Annotated in this window: 19 protein-coding genes; 14 read left to right on the forward strand and 5 right to left on the reverse strand. The window is 61.1% G+C overall.

Annotated features, from left to right (window positions below):
- Positions 1-81 precede the first annotated feature (81 nt).
- From B0E55_RS19215 to B0E55_RS19235, 5 genes are read left to right on the forward strand one after another with little or no spacing between them, the layout of a single operon-like run.
- Positions 82-3,420 (forward strand): DUF4132 domain-containing protein, encoded by a 3,339-nt coding sequence (locus tag B0E55_RS19215; protein ID WP_157902086.1) that lies wholly within the window; start codon positions 82-84, stop codon positions 3,418-3,420.
- Positions 3,417-4,505, forward strand: a complete 1,089-nt coding sequence (locus tag B0E55_RS19220) for an ATP-binding protein (RefSeq protein ID WP_003943024.1) — start codon at positions 3,417-3,419, stop codon at positions 4,503-4,505. The genes B0E55_RS19215 and B0E55_RS19220 overlap by 4 nt, the downstream gene beginning before the upstream one ends.
- Positions 4,460-6,712: a DUF5682 family protein gene (locus B0E55_RS19225; RefSeq protein ID WP_133053428.1), complete on the forward strand. Its 2,253-nt coding sequence runs from the start codon at positions 4,460-4,462 to the stop codon at positions 6,710-6,712. Before B0E55_RS19220 ends, B0E55_RS19225 begins: the two co-directional genes overlap by 46 nt.
- On the forward strand, positions 6,709-7,926 hold the full coding sequence (locus B0E55_RS19230; RefSeq protein WP_080910234.1) for a VWA domain-containing protein: 1,218 nt from the start codon (positions 6,709-6,711) through the stop codon (positions 7,924-7,926). The genes B0E55_RS19225 and B0E55_RS19230 overlap by 4 nt, the downstream gene beginning before the upstream one ends.
- Complete coding sequence (locus tag B0E55_RS19235; RefSeq protein ID WP_080910235.1) at positions 7,923-9,848, forward strand: hypothetical protein; 1,926 nt, start codon at positions 7,923-7,925, stop codon at positions 9,846-9,848. The genes B0E55_RS19230 and B0E55_RS19235 overlap by 4 nt, the downstream gene beginning before the upstream one ends.
- Before the next feature lie 109 nt (positions 9,849-9,957).
- Here B0E55_RS19235 and B0E55_RS32650 read toward each other — a convergent pair whose 3' ends face one another.
- The 3 genes from B0E55_RS32650 to B0E55_RS19250 all read right to left on the reverse strand — a co-directional run bounded on the left by B0E55_RS32650 (position 9,958) and on the right by B0E55_RS19250 (position 12,121).
- Positions 9,958-10,287, reverse strand: coding sequence for a DUF202 domain-containing protein (locus B0E55_RS32650; protein ID WP_050768631.1), 330 nt, complete (start codon positions 10,285-10,287; stop codon positions 9,958-9,960).
- Positions 10,284-10,622: a YidH family protein gene (locus B0E55_RS19245; protein ID WP_241896093.1), complete on the reverse strand. Its 339-nt coding sequence runs from the start codon at positions 10,620-10,622 to the stop codon at positions 10,284-10,286. Before B0E55_RS19245 ends, B0E55_RS32650 begins: the two co-directional genes overlap by 4 nt.
- Positions 10,623-10,708: 86 nt before the next feature.
- A complete protein-coding gene (locus tag B0E55_RS19250) occupies positions 10,709-12,121 on the reverse strand; it encodes a pyridoxal phosphate-dependent decarboxylase family protein (RefSeq protein ID WP_080910237.1) in 1,413 nt (470 codons plus the stop codon).
- Between the two features lie 195 nt (positions 12,122-12,316).
- On the opposite strand from B0E55_RS19250, the gene B0E55_RS19255 reads away from it, so the two are divergent.
- Entirely contained in the window at positions 12,317-12,949 is a 633-nt protein-coding gene (locus B0E55_RS19255; RefSeq protein WP_080910238.1) for a TetR/AcrR family transcriptional regulator, read from the forward strand.
- Positions 12,950-12,987: 38 nt separating this feature from the next.
- Here B0E55_RS19255 and B0E55_RS19260 read toward each other — a convergent pair whose 3' ends face one another.
- Positions 12,988-14,061 carry an Lrp/AsnC family transcriptional regulator gene (locus tag B0E55_RS19260; RefSeq protein WP_241896094.1) on the reverse strand — a complete coding sequence of 358 codons (1,074 nt, stop codon included), beginning with the start codon at positions 14,059-14,061 and terminating at the stop codon, positions 12,988-12,990.
- Between the two features lie 165 nt (positions 14,062-14,226).
- On the opposite strand from B0E55_RS19260, the gene B0E55_RS19265 reads away from it, so the two are divergent.
- The 8 genes from B0E55_RS19265 (at position 14,227) to B0E55_RS19300 (ending at position 23,192) form a co-directional block, all read left to right on the forward strand.
- The gene (locus B0E55_RS19265) at positions 14,227-15,444 is read left to right on the forward strand and encodes a M20 metallopeptidase family protein (RefSeq protein WP_029256671.1); all 1,218 of its coding nucleotides are present in this window, start codon (positions 14,227-14,229) and stop codon (positions 15,442-15,444) included.
- Positions 15,441-16,793 carry an MFS transporter gene (locus B0E55_RS19270; protein WP_080910240.1) on the forward strand — a complete coding sequence of 451 codons (1,353 nt, stop codon included), beginning with the start codon at positions 15,441-15,443 and terminating at the stop codon, positions 16,791-16,793. The genes B0E55_RS19265 and B0E55_RS19270 overlap by 4 nt, the downstream gene beginning before the upstream one ends.
- A gap of 46 nt (positions 16,794-16,839) precedes the next feature.
- Positions 16,840-18,087 carry a CaiB/BaiF CoA transferase family protein gene (locus B0E55_RS19275; protein WP_080910241.1) on the forward strand — a complete coding sequence of 416 codons (1,248 nt, stop codon included), beginning with the start codon at positions 16,840-16,842 and terminating at the stop codon, positions 18,085-18,087.
- Entirely contained in the window at positions 18,044-19,552 is a 1,509-nt protein-coding gene (locus B0E55_RS19280; protein WP_080910242.1) for a carboxyl transferase domain-containing protein, read from the forward strand. Before B0E55_RS19275 ends, B0E55_RS19280 begins: the two co-directional genes overlap by 44 nt.
- 79 nt (positions 19,553-19,631) lie before the next feature.
- Positions 19,632-21,098: an amidase gene (locus B0E55_RS19285; protein ID WP_080910243.1), complete on the forward strand. Its 1,467-nt coding sequence runs from the start codon at positions 19,632-19,634 to the stop codon at positions 21,096-21,098.
- 31 nt (positions 21,099-21,129) lie between these two features.
- Entirely contained in the window at positions 21,130-21,648 is a 519-nt protein-coding gene (locus tag B0E55_RS19290) for a MarR family winged helix-turn-helix transcriptional regulator (RefSeq protein ID WP_003943230.1), read from the forward strand.
- Between the two features lie 121 nt (positions 21,649-21,769).
- Positions 21,770-22,270: a hypothetical protein gene (locus tag B0E55_RS19295; protein ID WP_080910244.1), complete on the forward strand. Its 501-nt coding sequence runs from the start codon at positions 21,770-21,772 to the stop codon at positions 22,268-22,270.
- Between the two features lie 10 nt (positions 22,271-22,280).
- Entirely contained in the window at positions 22,281-23,192 is a 912-nt protein-coding gene (locus B0E55_RS19300; protein WP_241896095.1) for an NmrA family NAD(P)-binding protein, read from the forward strand.
- Between the two features lie 42 nt (positions 23,193-23,234).
- Here B0E55_RS19300 and B0E55_RS19305 read toward each other — a convergent pair whose 3' ends face one another.
- On the reverse strand, positions 23,235-23,480 hold the full coding sequence (locus tag B0E55_RS19305; protein ID WP_019745995.1) for a DUF3253 domain-containing protein: 246 nt from the start codon (positions 23,478-23,480) through the stop codon (positions 23,235-23,237).
- Positions 23,481-23,501 lie beyond the last annotated feature (21 nt).

Raw genomic sequence — 23,501 nt, forward strand, 5'->3', positions numbered from 1 at the left:
GGAATGTCGAACAAGCCGATCGTTCGGATCGCTATCATTCTGGCTACGCCCGCCGACCGGGCCGGGATCTCGAGGAGACGCGTGAACCACACCACGACCGAATCTACTGCCGTGCCGCCCGCGTCGTGGTTGCCGATGAAGTACCCTCGGCGCGGCGGTTTTGCCGCCGACGTGGCACCTGTCGATCCCGCAGCCGGTGCCGAACTCGATCGACAATTCGACAGCGACGACCAGTTTGGCGAATTCAGTTCAGCGTATTTGGTCAATGATCCTGATCCTGACGAGCTCACCCTCGCCGCCCGGAAGTATCAAGCCGGTGAGATCTCCGCTGTCGGTGCAGCTGCTTTGTACTGCATACTCGGCCGCTACGCAGATAATGACCGGCAACAATCGACACTTCTCGTGGACGGGTTGGTGGCACGGCACGGGTTGGTCTTCGCGGTCGAAGCACTCTTGGAATGGGCCGACCTGCGGTTCGTTCATGTTTCGGTGCCTGTGTCAGAGCTGGGACCCGACGCGGTAATTGTAGTGGCGAACATCGGCGGTGAGTCGCCAGCTGCGGGATACAAGATGCCTGAGTATGTACTGCGCGAGCAGCTCGGGCGGACGGACGAACCTGATGCGCAAGTGGTCCGAGAGCACATGCTCGACCGTATGCGCGGTCTGTTGGCGACAGCCTCTGACGAGGACTACGCCGCAGCCCGAGAGGTGGCGTCGTCGATGCGCACCAACAGCACCCGCCGTTTGACGGCGTCGTACATCTTTCCGACCGAGGAAGGATGGTCGGAAGAACTCATCATGGGAATGCGCGCTCGGTGGTATCACTGGAACACTCAGCTGACGGTTTCGTCGAACACGGTACAGCAGCTCGAACGGGTCGCCGACTCACACGCAATGCGCAGTTGGCTCGAGGACGACGCGATGGTTGCCGCAGTAGTTGACGGCATAGGTGCAGGTCTTACCGGACTGTTGGTCGATGCGTTCGACAAACCAAACCAGTACGGACACATGAGGGACGAGGCGACACTGCTCCGAATCCTCTGGGCGCTCTCGGCGATACCCACCGACGAAGCCTTCACTGCTCTGGTCGAACGTCGCCACGTGAAGAGTGCGTTGCCCGCGGTCCTACACGCAATGCAACATTACCCACGTCGAGCATTGAAGATATTGGCAGAGAGGGATATCGACCTGTTGGACCGTCACGTGCGGGCGAATCCCGACATCGCCGCCGAGCTGTCGCCTACACTTCCCGAGCCTGCACGGCGAAGGATCGCCGAATTGTCGACGCCGACGCCCGAGGCCACGGATCTTCCGCCCATTCTCGTCGCGCCGCCATGGTCGAACAGAAAGAAAGCGCTCGAGGTCGCGGTGATCGGTGATCTCGTTGCTCCTGAAATCAGCCGAATAGTCTGGCTTCCAGGTGAACTCGAACAAATCAAGAACACTCCGAGCGACTACTCCTACACCACGTGGGAAAATTACAAACAGTATGTGCAGGATGTATCACCGCGTTCCACCCATGACTGGAACACCTGGGTGATTTTTCTACTGGCCCCAGACGAAATCGCGCGCCCGTTCCTGACGGACTGGCCCGGAACCTCGCTCAAGGATCCACTTCGGGTTGTCGCTCGCTACGAACTCGATGCGCTGCCGCTGATGCTTCGCTTCACGCGCGCTCATCCAGGTGCCGCGGCGCCATACTTGATGCCATATGTCGATATCGATGTCGCGCGCGTGCATGCGACGATGTTCGCCACCAGGAAGAATCTCCGCAAACCTGCGATGGCGTGGCTGGTTCGACACGCTGAAGATGCAGTGGCACTACTCGTTCCAGACGCAGTGGGTCCGGCAGGTGCTCAACGTGATCATGCTGCCGCCGCCCTGCGTGCGCTCGCCAGAACAACCTCACGCGAGACAGTGGTCGACGGAGCGAACCGGTACGGCCCCGAAGCCGGGCAGGTAGTCGCCGGCATTGTCGATCTCGACCCGCTCGAGATGTTGCCCAAGCGGATACCGAAAACTCCGGTTTGGGTGGATGTCTCTTCACTTCCGCTGATTCTGAACGAGAATCGATCAGCCGCACTGCCGACGTCGGCGGTGTCGACGATCCTGACGATGTGCGCAATCGGAACCGCGGACGCTCCTTACGCCGGACTCGATGTAGTAACTGCGTACTGTGACCGATCGTCGCTCGCCGAGGCCGCGTGGGAACTATTCGAACGATGGTGGGGTGCCGGCGCTCCGTCGAAGGACAACTGGGTGATTCTTGCGCTGGGTTGGCTCGGCGACGATTCGACCGTGGCAAGATTGGCACCCCTCGTCAGACGGTGGCCAGGTGAGAATGGTGCAGCACGAGCACAACTCGGTCTCGATGCACTGGCTGCACATGGGTCAGCCCGCGCGTTGACAGAACTCGATCACATCTCCCGAAAAATGAAGTTCAAGTCGTTGAAGAACGGAGCGGCACAACGCGTCGCAGAGTTGGCCGACAGTCTCGGGCTCGATCGAGAACAGCTGGCCGACCGGATCGTTCCTGATCTCGATCTGACGCCGGACGGCACTATGAACTTCGACTACGGGACGCGGATGTTCACCGTCGGTTTCACGGAGGCTCTCGTGCCTTATGTGCTCGACGGAGGAGGTAAGAAGACGTCAGGACTGCCCAAACCCACCAGAAATGACGACGTTGTTCTCGCCGAGAGTGCGAAGAAGCGATTCACCGAGCTTAAGCGAGAAACGAAAGCTGTTGCTGCCGAGCAGATCAAACGCCTGAACCGTTCGATGGTTACCGGGCGCCGCTGGACTAGGACAGAATTCGACGACTTCGTGCTCGGCCATCCGCTGCTGATTCACGTTGCACGGCGACTGCTGTGGGCATCGTTCGATGACAGCGGTCTGCCTACAGTCGTGTTCCGGGTCGCGGAGGACAGTACCTTGGCCGACATCGACGACCAGACCGTCGAGCTACCGGAGGGCCGTATCGGGCTAGTACACCCCGCGCACATACCCGATACGGTGGGCGCGTGGTCCGACGTGTTCGCCGACTACGAAATCTTGCAGCCTTTCCCACAGTTGGGTCGTGCTGTCCACGATCCGCTACCCGATGACGTCGACGGGAGTGGTCTGAGTCGATTCACCGGAGTAACCGCCAGCCCCAGTCAGGCACTGCGGTTGACGTACAGAGGATGGGAACCGGTGTGGGAGAACCCTGCTTCCTGGGGACAAGGCCTGCTGTACCAGCTCAGCGATGACGTGTCTGTTCTGCTGGGGTTGGAGCCCGGGATGGGGACGGGAGACCCTTACAACGGGTACCCCGATCAGAAGCTCGTTTCGGTGGAACTCCGTGGGGGGACTTTGAACGATGTCGATCGTGCGACGGTCTCCGAACTCATCGCAGACTTGGCAGGGTTCGCCTCGTGACTTCACGAGTCCAGCGCCCACCGGCTGAGGAGCGGTTTGCCGAGGAACTTGCGCGTTTGGCCGAAGAAGACACTGGGCCGCGACCACCGGGGTGGCGACTAACCCTCACGTCGGCGCGGACGTTCGTCATGGGCGACGTCGAGCTGGGAATAGCGCCGAAATACGTAGGCAACGCATCGCTCGTCGAACGCTCACTCGTCACCTTGGCGACGACACGTGGATTGATGCTGGTCGGAGAACCTGGTACTGCCAAATCGCTACTGTCAGAGCTCATCGCCGCTGCCGTGAGCGGGGATTCGACCCTCACGATCCAGGGCGGTGCCGCCACGACCGAGGATCAGATCCGGTATTCGTGGAACTATGCACTGCTCGTCGCGGAAGGCCCCTCGACTCGATCGATGGTTCCAGCGCCGATGATGCGTGGAATGGCCGAGGGACGCGTCGTGCGGTTCGAGGAGGTCACGCGGTGTCCGCTCGAAGTGCAGGACACTCTGTTGTCGTTGCTGTCCGAACGGGTGCTGGCAGTCCCGGAACTTTCCGGAGACGACGCAATGGTCTATGCCCGTGAGGGTTTCAATGTGATCGCCACCGCAAACACCCGCGACCGTGGCGTCAACGAGATGAGCGCCGCACTCAAACGGCGCTTCAACTTCGAGACCGTGCACCCGATCGCCGATTTCGACACCGAAGTCGAACTCGTGCGAACAGAATCGGCGGCCTTGCTGCGTGCTTCCGGTGTAGCCGCAGAACAAGATCCGGCAGTGTCCGAGTTGTTGGTCACGCTGTTTCGTGACCTACGTACAGGATTCACCGCGAACGGATCGCCGGTCGAGCGACTGTCATCGGTGATGAGCACGGCTGAAGCGGTGTCCCTTGCGCATGCCACCGGTATTCGTGGGTGGTTCTTGCGAGGAGACGCCGGTACCGTCACCGACCTCGCCGAGTCCCTGGCCGGCACGGCGACGAAAGACAACAGTGAGGATGCTGCCCGGTTGCGCCGCTACGTCGAGAAAGTAGGGTCGCAGCGGACGAGTGCGGCATGGCAAGAGCTACGCCGGGCGCACGCACGTCTGACCGGACCGTGAGCGTCGCTGTGGTGGACGCTGGTCGCGACGTCGTGGTGATCGGGATTCGGCACCACAGCCCTGCGTGTGCTCGGATCGTGGCGGAGACCATTGAACGCTTGCATCCGACGCATGTCTTGATCGAGGGACCCGCAGACTTCACCGATCGAATCGATGAACTGAGACTCGATCACAAGTTACCGATCGCGCTGTACTCCCACGTGCGACGAGGAGCGCACACACGTGTGACATGGGCTGCCTTCACCGATTGGTCTCCAGAATGGATCGCCCTTCGGTCGGCCTCCAAGGTGTCGGCGGAGGTTCGGTTGATCGATCTTCCCGCCTGGCACCCCGCTTTCGACGGGCCGCCGGACGAGTACAGTGTGGCTGCAACAGTATTGGCGGCCCGACTGGGACTGGACACGGTCGACGCGATGTGGGATCACGTCGTCGAGTCGCGCGCCGATACGCTCACTGTCGAGGAATTGACTGCCGTCCTCGACGACTACTTCGATGCGATCCGGGTAGGTGACGCCACAGTATCCGAGCGCGAACAGTACATGGCATCGTGGATACGGGCCGCTCGCGAGCGCCCCGGAAGCGGTGCTGTCGTTGTCGTCTGCGGCGGGCGTCATCGGCCGGCGATCATGTCCGAACTGGCTCGCGGTAGACCGACCGACGGATCCTGGCCCGCCGTTCCGACCGCGGGCCCTGATGTCGACATCGGCAGTTACCTGGTCCCCTATTCCTACAGTCGTCTCGACCTGGAATCACCATGGTGGTACGAGAAGCTCTGGCAGAAAACGACATCGGCCGGGGAGGTTGCAGCCGCGGCGATCGTCCGTGATTTGCGATCCCGGAATCAACGCGTCTCGACAACGGATTTCATCGGATTCCGTACGCAGATCCGCGGACTCGCCGCTATCCGTGGTCACGCGCTGCCGACGCGACGAGATGTATTAGATTCTGCAGCAAGTACATTGGTGGGTGAGGCGTTGGCGTCGCCGCTGCCTTGGACACTCGCAGGGGAACCTCTGGGGCCCGAACCCGACCCCGTCATCTCGGCCTGTATGCGCACGATGCGAGGTGATCGGCGGGGCACGCTACACCCTGATTCACCGGTGCCGGGATTGGTTTGTCACGTCGATATGCTCCTCGAGGAGTTCGACCTCTTGCCCGGCCCTGTTGTACTCGACTTGGCCGACGAGCGTAGTCGTCAGCGTAGTCGTGCACTACATCAGTTGCGTGTGCTGGGAGTGCCAGGATTCGAGCGAACTGCAGGTCCAGGCAGTGGTTCTGCAGTGGTGTCGACAGAACGGTGGATGATTGTCGACTCCGCAGACCGCCTCCCGGTGCTGGTCGAGGCTGCAGCCAAAGGCCATACTCTGGTAGAGGCAGCTGGGGCCACCCTGGAATCTTCGCTGACTTCGGCTGCGGCTGATGTCGAGCGTCTTGCACACATTCTGTTCGATGCAGTTCTTTGTGGACTCGACTCGGTGGCTGACCGAACCGAGTCGATCGCATCCGAATCATTGAAGGGCGTAGGAGATCTCGGGGGAACAGGCCTGCTGCTTCGAGCCGCTCTGGACCTGTGGCGGGACGATTCACTCTTCGGGAGCCGAGGGTCCACACTGCTCGGGGCGATAATTGATTCGGCATCCTCGCAGGTCGTTGCGTTGGCGCACCGAGTTCGGGCCACGACCGGTGGCGCTGATCTCCTCCGGATATCAGCTCTCGCAGCGTTATCCGATGCGATGGAGTATGCGACGGAGATCCTCTCGACTGATCCGGCCGACGAACTGACCGCTCTGGCACGTGACAATGGTGCCGCGGTCGACATCAGGGGATCGGCCCTGGGAACGTCCTGGGATCGAATTCCCCCCGATGCAGCAGTCGACGCCGTTCGATCGATTCCTGCAGAACACCTCGGTGATTGGTTGTGCGGACTGTTCGGAGTAGCACGTGAGCGTTTTCTGGACGCGGAATCCAGCGACACAGTGTTGACCGCCGTCGATGAAATCGTGAGCAGACTGTCCGAACACGAGTTCCTGACAGCACTTCCCGCGCTACGGCAGTCCTTCGAATTCTTCCCTCCCCGTGAACGCGACATCATCGCGCGCCGCCTGACAACGTCGACACCAGAGGCTGCAGTCGTGAACTCCCTGGATGTCGGAAGGCAGCTCGACGCCCGGGTGGACGACGCGCTTGCCCAGATCGGTATGCGATGAACATCGAACGATGGCGGCTGATTCTGGGTGATGCGTCGGCCGGAGTACTCGGTGATCCAACGGGCGATGCGGCTGAACGCGACGACGCGTTGGAGTGGCTGTACGGCCGTGACCCGGCTCGCAGCGCGCAGGGCGTTCGCGCTGGAACTTCCCGACTGCAGGGTACCGACTCCGTAACGACTGGAGACAACCCGGGTGGCGGAGATACGCCCGGTTCCCCGGGTGCGGTTCCGCCGAGTCGCAAGGATGGGCGGTATCGCCCCAATGGGCTCGGCGAAACGACGGTGACGGCCGTGGACTGGCTCGACGACATCCATCGTCTTTTTCCTCGCGAGACAGTTCATCGACTCGAACGCGACGCCGTGGAGAAATACGAAATCACCGAAGTGGTGACAGATTTGGAAGCGTTGCAGCGTATCGAGCCCAGCGTGACTCTGCTTCGAGCAGTGCTGCGTACCAAACACCTGATGGATCCCCGAGTTCTGGCGATGGCAAAAAAGGCTGTCGACAATGTCGTACGCGAGTTGATCGAGAGGCTCTCGGTGGACGTCCGCAGGACCTTCCACGGCAAACGTAGCCGACACAGAACAGCGTTTCGTAATTCGCGCAATTTCGACTTCGAGGCAACGGTTCGCGCCAATCTGCAGCATTGGTCACCGCAAACACGCAAGATTGCTATCGAAAAGCCTTTGTTCACTTCGCGAACTCGTCGGCACACGGATACGTGGACGTTGATTCTGTTGGTCGACCAGTCCGGATCGATGATCGACTCTGTCATCCACTCGGCGATCACCGCTGCATGTTTCTGGAATGTCCCCGGATTGAGGACTCACCTCATTGCATACGACACCAATGTCGTCGATCTCACGTCCGAGGTTCTCGACCCGGTCGAGCTCTTGATGGGCGTCCAATTGGGAGGCGGGAATGACGGTGCAAAGGCCGTCGATTATGCCGCGCAACTGGTGGATACGCCGCAACGAACGATTGTCGTCATCATCTCCGATCTGTACGAAAGTGCACCGGATCGGTTCGTCCGGAGCGTTGCCGGTCTCACTGACAATGGTGTGCGTGTCCTGGCGCTTGCTGCGCTCGACGATGCTGGTGACCCTGATTACGACCGTGAAATTGCCCGTCGCTTGACGCGATTGGGTGTGCACGTCGGTGCGATGACTCCCGGAGGGCTGGCCGAATTCGTGGCCGGTTGTATTCGATGACGTCCCGGCCTGATCTGGCTGCGCTCACCGACGATGCGCTTGCGCTGGTCGCCAATCGCGGGCTCGTCAAGCGAGCCGCGCGTATGTTCGCCGAGGAAACGCCTGAACTCTTGGTGACGAGCGAACGGATCCTCGTCCGGTACGGCGACGGTGTCGAAACCAGTCTTCCTGCCGGCGTTCCATTCTCGGAAGCGTCGTGCACGTGTGGCGCAAGCTCGGTGTGCCGGCACCGTGTCGGTCTTGTTCTCGTTTATCGGGCGAATCACGGGTCGAGCTTCGATCACATAGACTGGACACCAGGGGAATTCGATGACGAGGCGCTGGAGGCATTTCTCGGAGCGGCGGTACTGGCACGGGCGAATCGGACCAGGCGGGAGGGCTACCAGGCAACAGTGCATCGAGCTCGAGGTACAGATCCTGTTGTGCGAGTCGAACTCCCGCATTGCACGGTCCGGTTCTTGGTCCCACACGAACTGAGTCACGCCCATTCTTCGGCATCTGCGCACACGACGGCAGAAGCGATAGCACTTGCCGTGTGGGCGGTTCGGGCGGCGGACGAATCCGGAACCGACCATGTGCACGTGGGTCGGAGTTCAGTCGTGCGAGATGCTGATCGAAGTGCTCTGGCAAGGGCCTTGGCGCGGACGATCCTCGTGGACGGTCTGTCCACCACAACGGCGGTGCAACACGCCACTGCCGTCAGAGACACGCGCGCCATTGAGGCAGGTTCCGCAATCTGGTTGGCCGATGCGTGCATAGAACTGACCGACCAGATCGAGGCCTATTCGATGCGGCATGCCGGGCACAGTCGCACACGAGTGGCGATGATCATCGCCGAGATTCATGCGAGGGTCGAACTCGGTGAATCGGTCGATTCATCGCTTGCCGGGACAGCACTAGGGACCGAGACTCCCGGTGAAACTCCGCTGCGTCGTTCACGTCTGATCAGCCTCGGCGCGAGGGTGACGGCGACTGGCGATTCGACTACCGCCGATATCTACTTCGCCGAACCAGATTCGGATGCAGTCTTTCTCATGAGTCACGATTGGTCGAGTGAATCCGACGAGGCACTCTCCGGGTATGCGATCTCGACTCGCCGAATTGCCGGTTCGACGGTCGCCGCTTTGGCTTCATCGACAGTGCTCACAGAATCAGCGGTTCGCCGTGCCAACCACAGAATCCGCCTCGGGCGTAAAGGGATCGGGCGTACTTCCATTCTCCCTCTCGGCGTCGACGCGTGGGAAAAATCGATTGACGTGGTGGACGATTACGCCGAGATGCATCGCCGGTTCATCGAGCGCCCGCCGTCGTTTGCCCGAGCCCGGCTGACTACCGATGGCGTCGGTGTGATGCGAATAGATTCTGTAATCAGCACCGATTACGCTCCTGCAGAACAGATGTGGACAATGCGGGTCGGAGATGGGCGTGGCAACCTGGCGCAGGTGAGCGTCGTACATCGAGCGTATGCGCCCGGTGCAATCGACGCGATGGTCCGGGCAATGTCGGCCCGGCCGAGGGCCGTGAGCGGTCGGCTGACTGTCCGAGCCGGTGCGTTGTGGATGACACCATTCGCTGTTGCATGCGACCTCGGCGTCATCGTTCCCGATCTCGAAGAAGGCCTCGGCAGTGCGACGATGACTCGTGCAGTTGCGACGGGCGGTGTGGACGCCATCGACAGTGCACTGGAGGGAGCTCTATCCGTACTCGCGGACATCGCTCACCGCGGGCTGAGAAATGCGGCTGAGCCTACTATTTCTGCGCTTCGTCGTTGTGCAGCAGGGGTAGTCATGGTCGGTATGGCTTCAACGGCGCGAGCCGTGGAGTGCGTAGCCGATGCGATTTCGTTCGGTGAGCTGGAGACGTCGGCAGATGCGTGGGTTCATGCTGTGATCCGGATCGTCACGGCCATCGAATCACGTTGAGATACCCGGCTTTACCTCGCCTGCGACCCGGGGCGATGGTCTCGTACCGGGTCGGTACGCGTGGTTGCTCGTTTGCAGCAGTTCAGCATCTCGCTGTTTGAGGAGATGGTCACAGCTGCGATCCGGTGTCGGTGACGCGGATTACTGCTGTGCCGACCGCCGTAGCTGCGGTTGCGCAAGAAACCGCGAATGCCGTTGATCGAGAAAGTCTTACGCATCCACTCCGCAATGTTCGGTCTCGTGTGAATGCAGCGCACGCCGTCCCGAGCAAGGTGAAGGTGGCCAGGAGAGGGACGATCGCAGATGCCTCCCATCCTTCCTTCGCGGCCTGGTGGATGAACAGAGCGGCGATGGATGTAGATGCCAAAGCAGTTCGCCGCCAGGACAATGCCGTGCGTTCCAGTTGAAGTCCGCGATCGCGAGCTGTGACGCCGTTCATGGCAGAGCCACCGATAGCATCGCGATAACAGCGATCATCCCACTGGCGCAAGCGATTGCTGGCATCAGTGCGGACTTCGGCAGCGGCTTGTCTTGCCGCATCGCGCGTTGCACACGGCGCCAACGGGTATAGGCGCCGGTCGCGAGCACTGTCGCCATCGACAGACATACAATCGAGATTGCGGTCCTGGCCGGTGACGGTGCAATCAGTTGATCGATCGCCACGCCACCTGCCAGAAGGCCGAATGCAGTCCTGATCCAGGCAAGAAAAGTTCGCTCGTTCGCCAGAGTGAATCGATAGTCAGGCTCGTTCTCATCAGCTCTGTCCGGATCCACCAACGATCTCCTTCGAGTGAACAGGAGGTCTTTGAAGTCGCGGTATGACCGAGTTGTTGTCTCGTCGATCGAAACTGATCGCCGGCTCACGTGAGTGCGTCGAAGTACGCGAGCATCGCCATCTCTCTCAGCGGCATCGGCAAGGCGTCGAGCACGAGGTGAGTCTTGGTCGACGGCTTGCCGTCCTCGAAGCTCTCCATCACGATGGGCACGATGTCGACGAAGGTCGTGTCCGTCGGAAGGGCGTGAATCTCGGCGAGGCGCTCCGCCGGAATCAAGGGATCACGAAGGCGCGCTGCGTCCAAGGCCTCTCGCATGACCTCGATGAACTCGGCCATGTAACTACCGTGCTGTTTCGCGATCGTGAAATGGATGCTCGGAGGAACGCCGGGCTGCGTCAACTGCGGCTGCATGGTCCAGTTCCGCTTCGCGAGTTCGTCGATCCAGAGGAAGAAGTCGACGCCCTCGTCCGCGTCTGGATCGGTGGTGATTGCAGCGAGTGTGGATTCGGGCTTCCCCATGATTCGCAGCCCGGGTATCGCGGCGACCCCCGCTTCCAGTTCCCGGCGAATCCGCAGACCCTCCTCGACGAGATGCATGTAGCCGTCGTCACCGATGTGTTTGACGATCGACCATGCTGCGGCGAGCAACCCGCCTGGTTTCGAACTCATCACCGTGGAGTTGACGATCGGGTAGCCAGTCCAATTCGCGTGTGCGAAGAACTGCGGAAGACGCAGTTCGCGAGTGCGATACAGAACGAGCGAGCATCCCTTGTTCGTGTACCCGTACTTCTGCAGGTCGACGGTGATCGAGCTGACGCCGGGAACTCTGAAGTCCCACAGCGGAATTTCGCATCCTTGGCGTTCAGCGAACGGAAGAACCCAACCGCCGATGCAGGCATCGACGTTCAGGCGAATCCCCTGTTCCAGGCAGAACTTACCGATCTCTTCGATCGGATCGATCACGCCCTGGCCGTACTGGGGGGCCGACAGAACCACGAAGATCGTGTTCTCGTCGACGGCCGCTTTGATTGCAGCGACGTCGGCCTTGTACGTCTCCGGATCCACCGTCGTGGTTCGAGCTTCGACGCCGAGGTAGTGCGCTGCCTTCCACCATGCCGCATGGGCCGAGATCGGAAGCACCATGTTCGGCCGCGTGATGTTCTTCGCCCCGTCTCGGGCAGCCTTCGTGGCCATCATGATGCTTTCGCTGCCACCCATCGTCCAGTTGCCGGTGGCGTCGTTGGGCGCGTGCAGCATGTCGTTCGCGGCGCGGACCAACTCCTTCTCCAACGCATAAACACTCGGAAACGTCGACGAGTAAAGGGGATTCACATGGATGTACATTCCGAAGGCGTCCGTTGCGACCTTCTCGACGGTGTCGAGACCAGTGTTGTACATGTTGACCATGCCCGGGCGATCTGCGTACGGATCATCCATTCGATGCCGTTCGGCTAGCTCCGCCAGTACCTGGTCGATCGGCACACCTTTTTCCAACACGTCTTGACTCCTCTTGTGTGTCAACTTGATTGGGTCGTCGGCGATGTCAGGCCGAACTGATCGAAGTGGATCGTCAGCGCACCGGCGAACAATCGAACCGATACGTGAGAACCTTTCACATATGGTGAACGTGACACTCTGTCATGTCAAGCGGTGAAGGCCGTATATTCTCGTATCCATGACGGAGACTGCACGATGACGCCCGACGCCGTTCCCTCCCGTCGCCTCCCGGAACAGCAGCGCAGCAAGGCGCGCGTCGAGGCCATCTTGGACTGTGCGGCAGAACTCATCGCGCGCGACGGAATCGATGCCATGACCATGAGTGAACTGGCATCGGCAGCAGACCTTCGGCTCCCGTCGATTTACCGGTACTTTCCGGGAAAGACCGCCATCGTGCAGACGCTGCTCGAGCGATACGAAACTCTGGTGCGTGCCAGGCTCATCGAATCGATTGCTCCCGCCGGGACGGTGCAAGACGCTCGCGAAGTCATCAGTTCCGTGGTCCGCGGTTACTGGCAGATCTTCCGCGACGACACCACGTACGCGGCGGTGTGGTCAGCCGCCGTCGCAAACCCCGATCTCGCTCGGATCGATGTGGAGAACACGCGTCAGACCAGTGCTCTCATCGCTGACGTGATCCGGGGTGTCGTGCCGGAGTCCATGCAGTACGACGTCGATCAGCTTGTCTTCACCTGCAATCACATCGCGGGTTCGACCGTCCGGTTCGCGAGCCTCCTCGATCCCGACGAAGCTGAACGCATCGTCGACATGCTGGTCGGTCACATACTGCCGACTGCGCTCGGTTTGTCCGGCACCGCAAAGAGTTGATCGTCCTGCTTTCCAAGGGCTTTCGAAGAGCGCAACATTCAGCTCGAGGGGGAAGGTTCCACACTGCGACGGACCGGTTCACCGGGGCTGATCGGTACCGCTCCCACGCGGTACCCTCGCTCGTCGAGTAGATGACCGTTGAGCTTCATCGTCCACAGCGAGATCGCGCGATCTGCGATCGAGAGCCCGGGTAGTGCTTCGCACAACCGACCTTCGAGCCGTTGCGCGTCGTCCACGGACCGTGCCCACGCGACAATCAGCAAGTTGTCGCGACCAGTGACCCCCGTGCACCGGCGGACCTCGGGCATAGCCGAGATCGTCAGTGCAGCATGGCCGATCTGAGACGGTGAAACCTGGGCCCAGAGGATGACGGTCACTTGGCTTCCGGAGAGGGGGCGGGCCACTTCGCAGCGGGGTCGTGCCATTCCAGCGGCAAAGAGGCGCCGTGCGCGTCGTCGAATCGTGTCGATGCTGGCGCCACATTCCTCGGCCAACTCGGTGTACGACGTGCGTCCGTCCACCGACAGTGCAACCATGATGCGTCGGTCCATGTCTGTCGGCCGAAATGCGCCGTGGTGATCGACCGTGATGCGCGTCGCGGCCAGAGCATCTGCCTGACTCGAACTCAGCGCACGCAACCTCCACCGACTACCGCCGGTGTAGATCGTCCCGGCGAGCTGGATGCGGCTCGATACGACGCCGGCAATGGCACCCAACTCCTCGGTGACCCACTGCGACAGGACGCTCAAATCCGTCACCATCACCGTGACCAGCAGATCTCGTGCGCCCGTCACGTGTTCGATGCCGGTCACCATCCGCTGCTCACTGAGCGCGTGCGCCACGGCTTGCACGCTGCCGTTGACGCAGTCGATTTCCACGAAGGCAAGGTTTCCCAGACCGGAGGCGGCCAGGATCGGGCCAGGATTGCACCCTATCCACGCTGCACCGCGGTCGACCAGACGGATCCATCGACGCGACAGCGTCACCGGGTCGAGCTCGAGAGCTTTCCCGATCTGCGCCCAACTTGCCCTCGGGTTGATCTGCAAAGCGTGAACCATTGCCTGGTCCGCCGCGTCGAGCATGTCGAATTCCTTCATTGATTCATCACTCATGCGAAATTCCTGCGAATTCTCGATCATTCCTAAGGGAAGCTTCATCATAGCTATCTAGATCGTTACCTACGACACACCGTGCCGGGCTGCAAGAACTGCAGATCGCACCTGCGTCTGTCTCCGGAACTTCGCGAGTCTTCCCCTGCCAATGAAAGGCCAAATTCTGTGAACCTGAAAGATGACGCAGACGAGATGCAGGGCGACCTCGTCGCGCTGCGGCACAAGTTACACCGTGAGCCGGAGATCGGTCTCGAGCTGCCACGAACCCAGGAGCGGGTGCTCGAAGCGCTGCAGGGTCTCCCACTCGAGATCTCCACCGGAACTTCGAGCACCTCGGTTACAGCCGTTCTGCGAGGTGCAGCAAGGGATTCAGGCGATACGACGACGGTGCTGCTGCGAGCCGACATGGACGCGCTTCCGGTCGACGAGCGCACCGGGGTGGATTTCGCCTCCACGAACGGAGCCATGCACGCGTGTGGACACGACTTGCACACAACCGCATTGGTCGGCGCGGCAAGGCTGCTCTCACATCACCGCGATCACTTGGCCGGTGACGTCGTGTTCATGTTCCAACCCGGTGAAGAGGGCTGGGGTGGGGCCAAGAACATGATCGACGAGGGCGTGTTGGATGCATCAGGGAGCCGTGCCGACTACGCGTACGGACTGCACGTCATGGCCAACGGGATCCCGGCCGGACTCTTCGTGAGTAGGCCGGGGCCGATCATGTCGGCGTCGCACACGCTCGACGTGACGGTGCGAGGCGCGGGCGGTCACGGTTCGTCGCCGCACCGCGCGAAGGACCCGATCACGGCTGCGGCGCAGATGATCACATCGCTGCAGGTCATCGTGACAAGGGATTTCGACGCATTCGATCCGGTTGTCATCACCGTGGGTGTCGTGGATGCGGGCACGGCAAACAACGTGATCCCCGATTCCGCACATTTCGGTGCCACCGTCCGTCACTGGTCGGCTGAGAACGAGGAACAACTCGGCGCAGTGATTCGCCGTGGACTGGAGGGCATTGCCGCCGCGCACGGCGTAGAGGTGGACATCGACTTCCGTGCCCAGTTCCCCTTGACGGTCAACAATGCGGAGGAAGTTGCGTTCAGTGAGGGCGTGATCCGCGAATTGCTCGGCGAGGAGCATTACCTGGAATCACCAAGGCCGACAAGTAGTTCTGAAGACTTCTCCTATGTCTTGGACCGAGTTCCGGGAGCGTTCATCGGGCTCGGAGCTGCAATGCCGGGCTGCGATCCGGTCGCTGCTCCGACAAACCATTCGCCGCGTGCACAGTTCTTCGAGGGTGTGCTCGGGGATGCGGCCGCGGTCTATTCGGCACTGGCCGTCGAAAAGTTGGCCGTCACCGCTGGAGGCACACGATGAGCGATCACCACAAAGAAACCACACCGCCCTCGTCGAGGAAGAAGAACCTCAAGGTTCTGTTCGGAATCGGCACCGGCAACGCGATGGAGTGGTTCGACTGGAACATCTACGCGCTTTTCGCGGTGTTCTTCGCGCCACAGTTCTTTTCCAGCGGAAGCCCGATGTCTGATCTGCTGAAGACTTTTGGAGTCTTCGCTGTCGGGTTCGTCGCTCGTCCTTTCGGTGGAGTGCTCTTCGGGTTGATCGCGGATCGCCGTGGCCGACAGTTTTCGATGACGGTGGCAGTCGGGCTCGCCGCAGTAGGGAGTCTGATCATCGGACTGACCCCAACGCACGAGACGATCGGGGCCTGGGCTGCCGTCGTGTTGGTGACGTGTCGAATGATCCAGGGTCTTGCTCATGGCGGAGAGTTGCCTTCGGCCAATACGTATATCTCGGAGATGGCGCCGCGAGAGAAGCGTGGCTTGTGGGCCAGCTTGATCTACTTCTCCGGAACCATCGGCATCATCTGCGGCGCAGTTCTGGCGGCGGTCCTCTCAGGAATCCTCACCGACGCCCAAATGAGCAGTTACGGTTGGCGAATTCCGTTTGTGCTCGGCGGTGTCTTCGGACTGTTCGCGCTGTACTTGCGATCACGGTTGCAGGAAACAGAGATCTTCGAATCATCTGCCAAATCACAGAAGTCGGAATCGCAGCAGGCCAAGCCCTCGCTGTGGTCGCAGATCCGTGAACACCGTCGCCTGCTGGTGCGAGTCGCCGCCATGACGGTTGGATCGACGGTCAACTATTACGTGTGGGCCGTGGCAACTCCGGCGTATGCCATCAGTGTCCACGGCGTGGATCCTTCGGGAGCAATGTGGGCGGGAGCCGCCGCCAATGTGGTGTTCATCATCATGCTGCCTGTTTGGGGAACCGTCTCGGATCGAATCGGCCGGCGCCCGGTTTTGATCTTCTCGGGAATCATGATGATCACCTTGCTGTTTCCGCTCACCTCCATCATTCGGGGGCAGGCGTGGCAGTTGTTCGTGGCAATGGCAATTGCACTGGTCTTCATGGCCGGCACAGTGTCCATCGGTCCTGCTGTGTTCTCCGAGATGTTCCCGACTCGCATGCGCGCGGGGGGAATCGGATTGCCGACTTCCCTTGCCGTCGCAATTTTCGGTGGCACGACGCCGTATCTCCAGGCCTTCTTCGCCGACAAGGGAATTCCCGGCGTCTTCAACTGGTACGCCATTGTTCTGATGGCGATCTCGGTCGCCACCGTGATCTTCTTCCTGCCCGAGTCGAAAGGAAAGGACCTCACTGCTGCTGGAGAAGTTTCCGAATCCCTCTCTCCTTCCAGTGTTTAGCTCACAGATACGGAGCAGATCTCCCATCGCCCGAGAGGATTTGGCAGTGCCGGCAGAAGCAGCAGTGACACCGAATTATCAAGGACCGCTGGCAGGTACAGTCGTCGTGGATCTGAGCAGGGCACTGGCCGGTCCGCATGCGGCCATGATGCTCGGGGATCTTGGAGCGCGCGTCGTCAAGGTCGAAACACCTGACGGTGGAGACGACACGCGTGGGTGGGGTCCACCTTTTGTCGACCCCGCCCGTGGCGAACGTGAATCGACGTACTTCCTGTCGGCAAACCGAAACAAGGAATCAATCGCCTTGGATCTGAAGTCCGAGAACGGTTGTCGAACTCTCACAGCCCTGATCGCACGCGCCGACGTTCTGATCGAGAATTTTCGCACCGGCGTGATGGACCGCCTGGGATTCCCGATGGAAAGGTTAGCGGAGATCAACCCCGGACTGGTCGTGCTGTCGATCAGCGGATTCGGCCATGACGGTCCTGAAGGCGGTCGCGCCGGGTACGACCAGATCGCCCAAGGCGAAGCCGGATTGATGTCTCTGACCGGTTCGTCACCCGATGACCCACAACGTGTCGGCGTTCCTATCGCCGATCTTCTTGCGGGAGTGCACGGAGCGTTCGGAATTCTTGCAGCACTTCGAGAGAGGGAGGTGACGGGCAGGGGACAAGTTGTCCGAACCTCCCTGCTGGCGAGTGTTGTCGGGGTGCATGCTTTTCAGGGGACGAGATGGACCGTCGCAGGGGAGATCGGCGAGGCTCAGGGCAATCATCATCCGTCGATCTGTCCGTACGGACTATTTCCGACGGCAGACGGTGCCGTACAGATCGCAGTCGGCAGTGAAGGTCTGTGGAAACGTTTCTGCGACGGATTCTGGATCGACCCGGATACACACGGTATGGCGACCAACCCGGAACGGGTCGAGAACCGTAAGAAGGTCAACGAATTGGTCGAAGCGGTCTTCGGGGCCTACGGGACCGAAGAACTGTTGACGAAGCTGGACGCCACCGGCGTTCCGGCAGGAAAAGTCCGAAACCTGCGTGAGGTCTACGAGTGGGAACAGACCCGCTCGCAGGGGCTCCTCGTCGACGTCGATCATCGAACGCTCGGGAGGCTGACCATCCCGGGACCACCGTTGCGGTTCTTCGATCCTGACGGAAGTGAGGTCACCCGAACCGCACATCGACCGCCTCCTGTGCTCGGTGCGGATGGCGAAGAAATCATGAAATGGCTAGGAGAGCAAGGCAATGAATCGTCTGACGGCACACGAGTTGATCGATCTCACGTTTGATCCTGACTCGTGGGAGTCGTGGGATTTGAGTGTCCGTCAGAGCATGGCGCGTGGTGCGTACACAGACGAACTGGCCGCGGCGCGCGAGCGGACCGGACTGGACGAGTCCGTGATGACCGGGTCCGCAACGGTACGTGGACGCCGAGTCGCGGTACTGATCTGTGAGTTCGGATTTCTGGCGGGGTCGATCGGTGTAGCGGCCGGCGGACGCCTCGTCGATGCCGTCGAGCGGGCGACGAGAGAAGCACTACCCCTTGTCGCCCTGCCGGTTTCCGGTGGAACACGGATGCAGGAGGGAACGACGGCGTTTCTTCAGATGGTCAGGATCACCGCCGCTGTCACCGCGCACAAGGAAGCCCACCTTCCATACTTGGTGTATCTCCGAAATCCCACCACAGGTGGAGTTTTCGCTTCCTGGGGCTCGCTCGGTCACGTGACGATCGCGGAGCCCGGGGCGCTCATCGGATTCCTCGGTCCCAGGGTGTACAAAACTTTGTACGGCGTCGCGTTTCCACCTGGGGTCCAGACGGCCGAGAACCTCCACGCGCACGGGCTGGTGGATGCAGTGTGCTCTCCTGACAAGCTCTCGGAGACACTGGACGTGCTATTGCGGGTTTTGACCTCGCGCCCGACACTTGACGAGCGCGGACTGGCGCTTCCGAATGTCAGTGACCCCGCGACACCCGCCTGGGAAACGGTCCTTGCTTCCCGCCGTTCCGGACGGCCGGGCGTCCGCGAGCTACTTGGCCATTCAGCTTCAGACATGTTGCTCCTGAATGGAACCGGACAAAGTCAACAGAGCCCCGCTCTGATTCTTGCGTTGGTCCGCTTCGGGGACATCTCGTGCGTTCTGCTCGGGCAGGATCGCCGTGCCCAGACCTGGCAACAGTCGTTCGGCCCGGCATCACTGCGTCAGGCGCGCCGGGGAATCAGCCTTGCCCGAGAGCTTGACCTGCCGCTCGTGACAGTCATCGACACACCCGGCGCGAATCTGTCGAAAGAAGCTGAGGAAGGCGGACTTTCGAACCAAATTGCGAAGTGCCTGGCAGAACTCCTGGCGCTGAGGACGCCGACGGTATCGCTGCTCCTCGGCCAGGGTGCGGGTGGAGGCGCACTGGCGCTGTTGCCGGCGGACCGCATTCTCGCCGCTCAGCACAGTTGGTTGTCCCCGCTACCGCCGGAAGGTGCAAGCGCGATCATCTACCGCGACATCGTCCATGCGCCGGAGATGGTCTCGGCGCAGAACATTCGATCAACAGATCTACTGGCAGACGGCATTGTGCATGCGGTGATACCCGAGTACCCCGATGCCGCCGACGAACCTGACCAATTCTGTGAACGCGTCGGCCAGTCATTACGTGCCGCGTTGGTCTCCTCTCTGAGAGAGACGTCCGAACAGCGCCTGAGTGGACGGCTGACGCACTTCAGTCGCATCGGGGAATCCCCTGTGGCGGTACCGATGTAAACCGGCCCGCGCTCCAATTCACCGAACTACTGATCAGCACCGACTCGAGGAGCATCACTTGAAGTCTTCACAGCCCACTTTGCCCGTTGGAAACGAGATCGTTCGACTCGACGCATCCGATTTGTCGGCGGCAATTCATGATCGGCAAGTGTCATGCGAGGAGGTGATGAATGCCTATCTCGACCGGATCGAGTCCGTGAACCCTTCGGTCAACGCGATTGTCAGTCTTCGCCCACGACAGGAATTGGTGCAGGAGGCACAAGAGCACGACAAGCTCCTGGCCGATGGCCAGGATATGGGATGGATGCACGGGTTCCCTCATGCGGTCAAGGACACTGCCGATGTGGCGGGATTCAAGACGACTCGCGGGTTCTTTCGGGGTGAGTTCGACATCCCTGCAGCGCAAAGTGATTCGATTCACGTTGCTCGAATACGGGACGCGGGAGCGATCTTCGTCGGCAAGACCAATGTTCCGGAATTCGGTCTGGGCTCACACACCTACAACGAGATCTTCGGTGCAACCGGCAACGCCTACGACCCGAGCCGATCGGCGGGCGGAAGTAGCGGTGGTGCTGCCGTCGCAGTGGCTCTCCACATGGTTCCGGTAGCGGACGGCAGTGATTTCATGGGATCACTTCGAAATCCAGCCGCTTGGAACAACATTCTCGGACTTCGTCCATCCTTCGGCCGCGTACCCGCGAAGGGGCCGGATGTGTTCGTGCAACAGGCGGGGGTTCCCGGACCGATGGCGCGCACCGCTACAGATCTCTCGATGTTGTTGCAAACGATGTCGGGATACGATCCGCGCACTCCGTTGTCCATCGACTCGGACGGAGGCCTGGCGTCGACGTTGGAGCGAGATTTCTCCGGCGCACGGGCAGTGTGGATGGGTGACCTCGGTGGGTATCTCCCGATGGAGTCGGGAGTGCTCGATCTCTGTGAATCGTCACTGCAGATCTTCGAAGCGCTTGGAATCGAGATGGATTCACAACATGGTCTGCCGAAAGCGGTCGGGTTCAACGGAAATGAGGATCTCTGGCCGCTGTGGCTGACGTTCCGGCACTGGCTCGCCGGCTCTCAGCTGTACCCCCTCTACTACAACGCGGTCACGCGGGCGGCGCTCAAGCCCGAAGCTCGATATGAGGTGGAGGGCCTGGTCGATGGAACGGATGGGCGTCCGCCCATCGGGGCGCTGGACGTTTACGAGGCTTCGGTGAAGCGCACCGCGATGTACAACGCGTTCCTGACTCTCTTCGATACGTACGACTTCATCGTGCTACCGAGTGTCCAGGTGTTTCCGTTCGACATCGAAATGGACTGGCCCACATCGATCGACGGCAGGGCCATGTCGTCGTACCACCGGTGGATGGAGGTTGCAACAATCGCAACGCTTCTCGGTGTGCCGGCCATCAGCCTGCCTGCAGGCTTCAATTCTGAGGGGCTGCCAATGGGTATACAGGTTCTGGCTCGCAGTCATGCCGATCTGGACCTGTTGCAACTCGCGCACGGCTTCGGCAGCGTTGACACTCGCTCGGTGAAGGGTTGACCAGAATGTAGTTAGGTGCCATATTAGTTGCATGGCAGTGGACGGAACCGATCACGACTCACCCACGTTGGATCAGGCGCGGCGGCAGTTGGAGCATTACGGCCTCGGGTCCGATCCGCAGGCGGTGCTGGTTGCGGTGCGGCTGATCTCGGCGGGCGCGCGGCTCGGTCGAGCAACCGAGGTTCACTTCGCGAGGTATGGACTGTCGACCGGCCGTTACCGATTGCTTGCGGATCTGGAAGACCATGACGGGGAGAAATCTCCCTCGCGACTGGCCGCTGATCTCGGCGTCTCGCGAGCCACGGTGACCGGGCTGGTCGACGGCCTCGAGCAGGAGGGTTTGGTCGCTCGGCGTCCGTCCGCGGAGGACGGGCGTGGTGCGGTGGTCGTCCTGACTGCTCGCGGCGCTCAGCGTTTACGTGACATGGCGCCCGAACACTTTGCTCGTCTCGAGGAAATGGTCGACGAGCTCACTGTCGACGAGCGTGCGGTTTTTCTGGACCTGCTCTCGCGGGTCGTTCGCGGTATCGGTGCGCTGACTGCGGAGTAGTCGGCTGGGATTCCAGGCATTCGTGTAGCGATTCGAATCGTCGTCAATTCTCGACAAAGGCTTCTCCCTCCATGCCCAAATAGTTAGCCACCTAATTAAAATCGGAAAGTTGGTCTCCTTCATGTCCGGACTCACCCCGCCGATCCGTCGCGAAAACAAAAGGGAGATAACCGATTCCAATCGACGCGTCCCGGTTGCCGATCGTCGCGCCGCACGATCATTCACCCTGTGGAGAGAGGTGCTGGTCGCGTACCTTGCCCCTGCGCTGATGGCGGGTGCGGGCGGAGTCGCATCCGGCCAATCGGGCCTCACGATGGCGGCATTTACGTCCATTGCGGGCACGTCGGCAGCGGTGGCGTTGCTGATCGGCTCCTGGCTGCAGCGTCGCGGGAGGTCACGGCCGTGGACCACGGCCCTGCCTCGCGTCATGGTGGCGGCAATTCTTGCCGTCGGAGCCGCTGCAATTGCAGGCCTCGTCGGGTGGTTCGCCTCCCGTTGGCTACCAGCTCACACGAGCGTGGTCGACACCGCTTGGCTTGCTCGCCTGCAACTCGATCTACCGATATCTGCCGCTGTGGCTGCCGTCATCGTCAGCTGGCGATGGCGCCGTCAGAATCCCTGACAGACAACACATGTCAAAGATCCCCGGCTTCGCGGGGAAGACCGAAAGGAACACGATGATCGTCATCATGGGAGCGTCCGGAACCACAGGCGGCGCGTTGCTACGCAGTCTCGCATCCTCGGGTGTGCCGAGCCGAGCGTTGTCCCGCGACCCGGACAGGCTGCGCGCCCACCTCGGCGATTTGGCCGACGGTTTGGTCGAAGTAGTGTCGGCCGATGCCGCAGACTCAACTTCGCTACGCACGGCTTTCGAAGGGGCTGAACAACTTTTCCTCGCCATGGCCAACGGACTCGATCAGGTCGAGCTCGAAACGCGTGTGATCGACATAGCCGCCGAGAGCGGCGTCGAACACATCGTCAAGATCTCTGATCCCGCCGCCGCGGCCGACTCCCCCATAGCTCTCTCCCGCGGCCACCACGCCGTCGGTGAACACCTGCGTGCATCCGGGATCCGCCATACGCTGCTCCGCCCCTATGCGTTCATGCAGAATCTGTTGCTCCTGGCTCCGGCGGTGGCTGCGCAGGGGGTGATTCTGGGCGCGATGCGGGACGCGCCGTGCAACTGGATCGACTGCCGAGATATCGGTGACGTCGCCGCGGCCGTGCTCACACGCGCCGATCTCGCCGGCGGCACCTACGTCCTTACTGGCAGCGAGGCAGTCGGCTACGGCGGCATCGCCGATTCTCTGACACGCATGCTCGATCGCCCCGTCCAATACATCGACCTGCCACCGCACGAACTGCGGCAAAACCTCGTCGATCATGCCCACATGCCTCCGTGGCTGGCCGAGCACATTCTGGAGATCCAGCAACTTGCCGTCTCGCGCCCGGAGTCACCCACCGACACGGTGGCACGTGTCCTGGGGCGTGAGCCACGAAGCCTGGATGCGTTCCTGCGTGAGCATCTGGACCGTTTCCGCTGATTCACGCTGCGAGAGCAGTGCCGCCAGAAGTCACGCGGTTGATCAACGAGCCCACCGAATCCTGATCGGACCTCGTACGGATTCCGGGTCGACGACTTCGCCGCCCTGGGTGATCTGCACTTCGCCGTGGGCCACCATGTGGCGGGCAGCCTCTCGGACGGGGTCCATCAGCGGACGCCAATTGTCGGGTGCCGCTGCGCGGGCCACGTCGGAGGGGCAGATGCTCGACTCGGCCGATCGGGCACTGAGTAGTTCGCGGATCTTCGCCGCCAGTTCTTTCTCTTCCACCGTATGACCTCAGTTTCCGGA

This window comes from Rhodococcus sp. 66b, from assembly GCF_002076325.1.
Classification (GTDB): Bacteria; Actinomycetota; Actinomycetes; order Mycobacteriales; family Mycobacteriaceae; genus Rhodococcus_F; species Rhodococcus_F erythropolis.